Origin of the sequence: Sphingomonas sp. Ant20, from assembly GCF_000783375.1 — a bacterium.
In the GTDB taxonomy this organism is placed as follows: Bacteria; Pseudomonadota; Alphaproteobacteria; order Sphingomonadales; family Sphingomonadaceae; genus Sphingomonas; species Sphingomonas aerolata.
In genome coordinates, this window is sequence record NZ_JRVI01000188.1 from 1 (window position 1) to 5,740 (window position 5,740).

The following is a 5,740-nucleotide window of genomic DNA, read 5'->3' on the forward strand; positions in this document are numbered from 1 at the left end:
CGGCAGGCCGTAACTATAACGGTCCTAAGGTTAGCGAAATTGCCTTGTCGGGTAAGTTCCGACCTGCACGAATGGCGCTAACGACTTCCCCCACTGTCTCCAGGACATGCTCAGCGAAATTGAATTCTCCGTGAAGATGCGGGATGTACCCGGAGGTTACGACGGAAACGATCCCCGTGCACCTTTACTGCAGCTTCGAGAGTGGGACAATTAGGAAGAAACTGTGTAGCATAGGTGGGAGGCTTTGAAGCATCGGCGCCAGCTGATGTGGAGCCATAGGTGAAATACCACCCTGTTTGTTTCTGATGTCTAACCTCGTTCCGTAAGCCGGAACAGGGACCCTCTGTGGCGGGTAGTTTGACTGGGGCGGTCGCCTCCTAAAGAGTAACGGAGGCGCGCAATGGTGGGCTCAGGACGGTCGGAAACCGTCTGTTAGAGTGCAATGGCATAAGCCCGCCTGACTGCGAGACTGACAAGTCGAGCAGAGACGAAAGTCGGTCATAGTGATCCGGTGGTCCCTCGTGGAAGGGCCATCGCTCAACGGATAAAAGGTACGCCGGGGATAACAGGCTGATAACCCCCAAGAGCTCATATCGACGGGGTTGTTTGGCACCTCGATGTCGGCTCATCACATCCTGGGGCTGGAGCAGGTCCCAAGGGTTTGGCTGTTCGCCAATTAAAGTGGTACGTGAGCTGGGTTCAGAACGTCGCGAGACAGTTTGGTCCCTATCTGCCGTGGGCGTCGAAAATTTGAGAGGAGTTGACCCTAGTACGAGAGGACCGGGTTGAACATACCTCTGGTGTACCAGTCGTTCTGCCAAGAGCGCAGCTGGGTAGCTATGTATGGACGGGATAACCGCTGAAAGCATCTAAGCGGGAAGCCTCCCTCGAGATAAGATTTCATAGAGCCGTCGGAGACCACGACGTGATAGATCGGATGTAGAAGTGCGGTAACGCATGGAGCTAACCGATACTAATTGCTCTATTCGCGCTTGAGAGTCTCACACCATCAATGACAACACTGGGTTCGCCCAGCACGTCAGACGATAGTGCGGATGATTAAGACGACGCCAGATTGCCAATCCCCTCGCCGTCGAGGGATTGGTCGAACACACTACAAACCTTGCACGGTATCGATTTTAAAACCCTCAACACTCGCCGCAAGGCGAGGCTCGAGGGACCCAGATATCACAGTGACGCATGTCGCACCGGCTCCATTGCCTGGTGGCTATAGCGTCGGTGTCCCACCCGATCCCATTCCGAACTCGGCCGTGAAACCCGCCTGCGCCAATGGTACTATCGCTCAAGCGATGGAAGAGTAGGTCGTCGCCAGGCATTGAAGCCCGTGCGACATGCATCACACGATATCTAAACCCATTCACAATCTCATCTATCTCTACGTCCCTAACCGGACCGTCGCGGGGTGGAGCAGCCCGGTAGCTCGTCAGGCTCATAACCTGAAGGTCACAGGTTCAAATCCTGTCCCCGCAACCAAATCCTACGACAGCCCCGAAGCGAAAGCTCGGGGCTGTCGTCGTTTCTAGCCCTCTTTTACTGCGCGCCTGACCCCATGACGAGGACGCGTAACCTAGCGTGTCTGTAAGATGGGCCCGGATGCGCCCGCTCGGCATCAAGGCGGCTGTTGCTGCACGGGGCGCACGCTATTCCTGGTATCGGTCGAGTACAGGCCCTCGGGGCCGTGGACGGATCCAGACGGTGAAGGGGCAGGCCGGTGACCGACCTGCCCCTGTGCTCGTTCAGAAGCGCATCGTCCCGCCGAACGCGACGGTCCGGCCGCTGACGGTATTGGTCATCACCCGCTTGGCGGTACCGTCGGCATATTGGACGATCGGCTCGTCGGTGATGTTGATCACGTCGAGCGTCAGCTTGAACCGCGGCGTCAGATTGACATAGGCCGAGGCGTCGAGGTTCGTGGTGCCCTTGATATACTCGCCGATATTGCCGTTGCCGCCATCGCCCCAGCGATAGCGCGAGCGTGTCGCGATCGAGCCGCGCGCGCCCCAGCGATCGGTGTCGTAATAGAGCGTCGCGTTCGACGAGAATTTGGACAGCGTCGGCAGCGGCAGGCGGACCGGCACGCCCGCATAGAAGACGTCGGTCGATCCGCTGGCGACCGTGACGTTGCCGAGTATGCCGAGCTTGTCGAACGGTGCGGGCAGGAAGTCGAAGTCGCGCTTCGCGGCGACCTCGATCCCCTTGATCGACGCGCCGGGGCCGTTGATCGGGCGCGTATAGTTCACCAGCACCGCAGGGTCGACGCCGACGGGCAGCAGCGCCGCCGGATAGCCGGTCGAGGCGTAGGACACGAGCCGCGTCTCCGACGTGATGTACGAGTCCATGTGCTTGTAGAAGGCGCCGATCGCGAGCGATCCGCGCGTGCCGTCATAATATTCGAGCGACGTCTCGATCGAATCGGCGATGAACGGCTTCAGATTGGGGTTGCCGGCCGCAATCGTGCCGCCGAACGAGGCGAGGTTGAGCGTCCCGGCCGCGCGCATGTCGCTGAGCGCAGGGCGGCTCAGATTGCGATTGCCGCTCAGCCGGAAGACGACCGACCGGCTGAGGTCGAAGGCGAGGTTCGCCGCGGGCAGGAAACCGTCATAGCGGTTGGTCACGTTGACCGGGACGAGCGCGCTGCCGACCAGCGCGGTTCCGGCGGATCCCAGATCGGTATGGTAATAGCGCACGCCGACATTGGCGCGCAGGCCGATCGCGCCGAGCCGGGTGGCGAGGTCATATTGCAGATAGGCGCCATAGGTCCGTTCGGTCAGGTCATAGGCGGTGCCGGCGACGGTGCTGTTCGCGTCGACGGTCATACTCTGGCCGAGCAGCGCATAGGTGCCGGCGACATCGCCGATCACATAGGGGGCGAGCGTGCTGTCGGTCAGGACGCTGGTCGGGACGTCGGGCACGCCCGGCTTGTTCTCGTAGCTGGGCGCGACCTTGCGCTGCCAGCCGCCATTGGTGAAGCGCTTGAACCCCGCGCCCGCCTTGATCGTCGACCCCGTGGCGACCGTCCAGGCAAGCTCTGCCTTGCTGTTGTAGAATTCGCTCTCGATCCGGTCGGCGCGGGTCTCGAGGCCCTGCAAATCCCATTGCGACGCGTCGGTGGTGTCGAAGCCATAGTCGGTCCGCGGCGAGGCGGTGTTCAGCCCCGAAAAGGAATAGCTCTTGCCGACCGCCTCGAGATAGACCTGGGCATAGCGCGATGCGAAGGTCGATCGCGACCAGCCGCCCAGGACGTTGAGCGTCAGGTTGCTGGCGAGATCGGTATGCGCGTTGAGCGCGGCCTGCCAGAAGGTCGTCTGGTCATGCGTCACCTTGGATTCGGTGCGCATGTCGACACGGTCGAACGACGCGCCGACGATGTCGTTGAAATCGTCGAAGGTGACGCCGGTCAGCAGCTGCGTGCCGGTCACGTTGTTCGCGGCGACGCCGTTGGTCCCCGCGGCGCCGATCACGCCCGAGCGCCGGTCGTTGTTCAGCCGGCCATAGAGCAGGTCGAGCGAGACGTCGGTGCGGTCGTCGGGATGATATTGCAGTGCGGTGGTGACGCCGAGGCGTTCGCGCTTGTTGAAGAACGTGGCGTAAGTCTGCGCACGGCTGTTCCAGACGCGTGCGGCACCCGTCGCGCCCACCAGGAGCGCGCGGTCCGCCGCGGAGACGGCGGGCCCGACATTGGCCGCGCCGAAATTGATCTGCGACCAGTTCCAGTTGCGATAGCCGAACTCGACGGTCTCGGCCGTGCTGTACGCGACCGAGGCGAGGACACCGAAATCCCCCCAGCGATCGGATATCAGCCCGACGAGGCGCGGTGTTACCGTCTTGGTGTATTGGTTCGCCTGGCCGCGGGCGGAGGCGACGACGGTGAGGCTGTCATAGTCGAACGGCTTGGCGGTGTGCAGCCCGACGGTGCCGCCGATGCCGCCCTCGTCCTGCTGCGCCGCATAGGATTTCTCGACGACGACCTTGTTGAACAGCTCGGACGCGAAGATGCTGTAGTCGAACGCGCGCGACCGGCTGACCGACGAACGGCTGTCCAGCCCCGACGAGGTATTGGTGAGCACCTCCATGCCGTTCAGCTGCGTGCGGGTGAAATCCGCGCCGAGGCCGCGTAGCGAGATCTGGCGACCCTCACCGCTGTCGCGGGTGATTGCGACGCCGGGGATGCGCTGAAGCGCCTCGGCGAGGTTCTGGTCGGGAAACGCGGCGATGTCCTGCGCCAGGATCACCTCCTGCGACCCGGTTGCGGCCTTCTTGATCTGCTGCGCCTTGGCGACGCTCTGGCGGTAGCCCCGGACGACGATGTCGGCACCGTCATCGGCGAGGGGGTCAGGCTGCGTGGCCTGCGCGATTCCCTGGGCTTCGGTCCCGCCGGGGGACGCGGCAGGCGCATATGCCGTCGTCACAGGCCCCATGTGCCGCGCGACGGTGACCGTGCCGCCGACGATCCTGCCGTCGACCGCGCTGCCCGCGGTGATCCGCGCGAGCGCCTGTTCCGCGGTCATCCGGCCGCGCAGGCGCTGGCTGCGTGCGCCCTGCAGCAGCGACGGCGACGTCGCGAGCTGCAGCCCGGTCAGCCGCGAGAAGGCGAGGAGCGCGTCGGCGAGACCCTGTGCGGGAACGTCGAAGCTGAACTGGCGTGGTGCCGGTGGTGCGGTCTGCGCGATCGCAGGCGCGCAGACAAAGCCGGACAGTGCGACGGACGCAAGCAGACGCCGCGCCAGACGAATTCTATGAAACATGATTTCCCCCCGAGATGGTTCGAGGGCAAGACGGGCAGGCGCCCGGAAACCCGACAAAGTATTTGGTTTCAGTTATATGACAGCGAAGTCTCCTGCAGGTCGGTGTTTATACTGACGGTGGTGCTGCGCAATTTGGGGGATCGGGCGGCGTCAGCGCGAACTCCTTGTCGCACCCTCTCCGAAATTGTCACAAACGCGGCCTAGGTCGCCGGGATCAACAACCCGGACGAGCCATGCCAGCGACGCTTCCCCAGATCGACACCCGCGTGGGCGAGCCCGCGGTCGAGGACTGGCGCGCGATCGCGGCGACGCTGAGCCGCTATGTCCGCGCGCGCACCAGCCGTGTCGATGTCGTCGAGGACGTCGTGCAGGAGACGCTGTCGCGGCTGGTGCACCAGGGGCGCGTGCAGAAGCTGGTCAGCATCTATGCGCTGGGCTTTCGGATCGCCGCGAACCTGCTGGTCGACCATCATCGCAGGGACCGCCGCTATGTCGCCGAACGCGCGGAGGAGCCCGTCAGCCAGGCGCCCCTGCCCGATCGGGTGCTGGTCGGCCGCGAGGCGGTCGCGATCCTCCGGGACGCACTCGACGCCATGCCGCCGCTGCGCCGCGACGTGCTTGTCCGCCGCCGTTTGCAGGGGCAAAGCTGCGCGGCGATAGCGAGGGATCTGGGGTTGAGCCCGAAGGCAGTCGAGAAACACATCACCCGCGGCCTGGCAGACCTTCACAAGGCGATGCCGGGAGAGGCGATCGCATGCGGACGCGGGCGATGAGCCGCGAGAGCCAGATCGCCGATGATGCCGCCGCGTGGATCGACCGGCTCAACCAGCCGGCGTTCGATGCCGCGGCGGGGCCGGACTTCGATGCGTGGATGGCAGCGTCACCGCGGCACCGCGCGGTCTTCGCCGAGATGCAGGCGCTCTGGCAATCGGAGGCGCTGGTCGAGGCGCTCGGGACCGCGGCACGCGTCCCGG

3 protein-coding genes, 1 tRNA gene and 2 rRNA genes are annotated in these 5,740 nt (G+C 63.9%); 5 read left to right on the forward strand and 1 reads right to left on the reverse strand.

What is annotated here, in order from left to right; genetic code table 11:
* From NI18_RS17645 to NI18_RS17655, 3 genes are all read left to right on the forward strand, one after another.
* Positions 1 to 996, forward strand: a 23S ribosomal RNA gene (locus NI18_RS17645); the annotation flags it as partial.
* A gap of 224 nt (positions 997 to 1,220) precedes the next feature.
* Positions 1,221 to 1,335, forward strand: a 5S ribosomal RNA gene (gene rrf / locus NI18_RS17650).
* Between the two features lie 82 nt (positions 1,336 to 1,417).
* Positions 1,418 to 1,494, forward strand: a tRNA-Met gene (locus tag NI18_RS17655).
* A gap of 263 nt (positions 1,495 to 1,757) precedes the next feature.
* Here the strand turns inward: NI18_RS17655 and NI18_RS17660 are convergent.
* Positions 1,758 to 4,766 carry a TonB-dependent receptor gene (locus tag NI18_RS17660; protein WP_052149312.1) on the reverse strand — a complete coding sequence of 1,003 codons (3,009 nt, stop codon included), beginning with the start codon at positions 4,764 to 4,766 and terminating at the stop codon, positions 1,758 to 1,760.
* 233 nt (positions 4,767 to 4,999) lie between these two features.
* Here NI18_RS17660 and NI18_RS17665 point away from each other — a divergent pair, with 233 nt between their 5' ends.
* Positions 5,000 to 5,539: a sigma-70 family RNA polymerase sigma factor gene (locus NI18_RS17665; protein ID WP_052149313.1), complete on the forward strand. Its 540-nt coding sequence runs from the start codon at positions 5,000 to 5,002 to the stop codon at positions 5,537 to 5,539.
* Positions 5,521 to 5,740 (forward strand): DUF4880 domain-containing protein (locus tag NI18_RS17670; protein WP_037531845.1); only part of this gene is annotated, 220 nt, incomplete at its 3' end. The genes NI18_RS17665 and NI18_RS17670, both read left to right, overlap by 19 nt.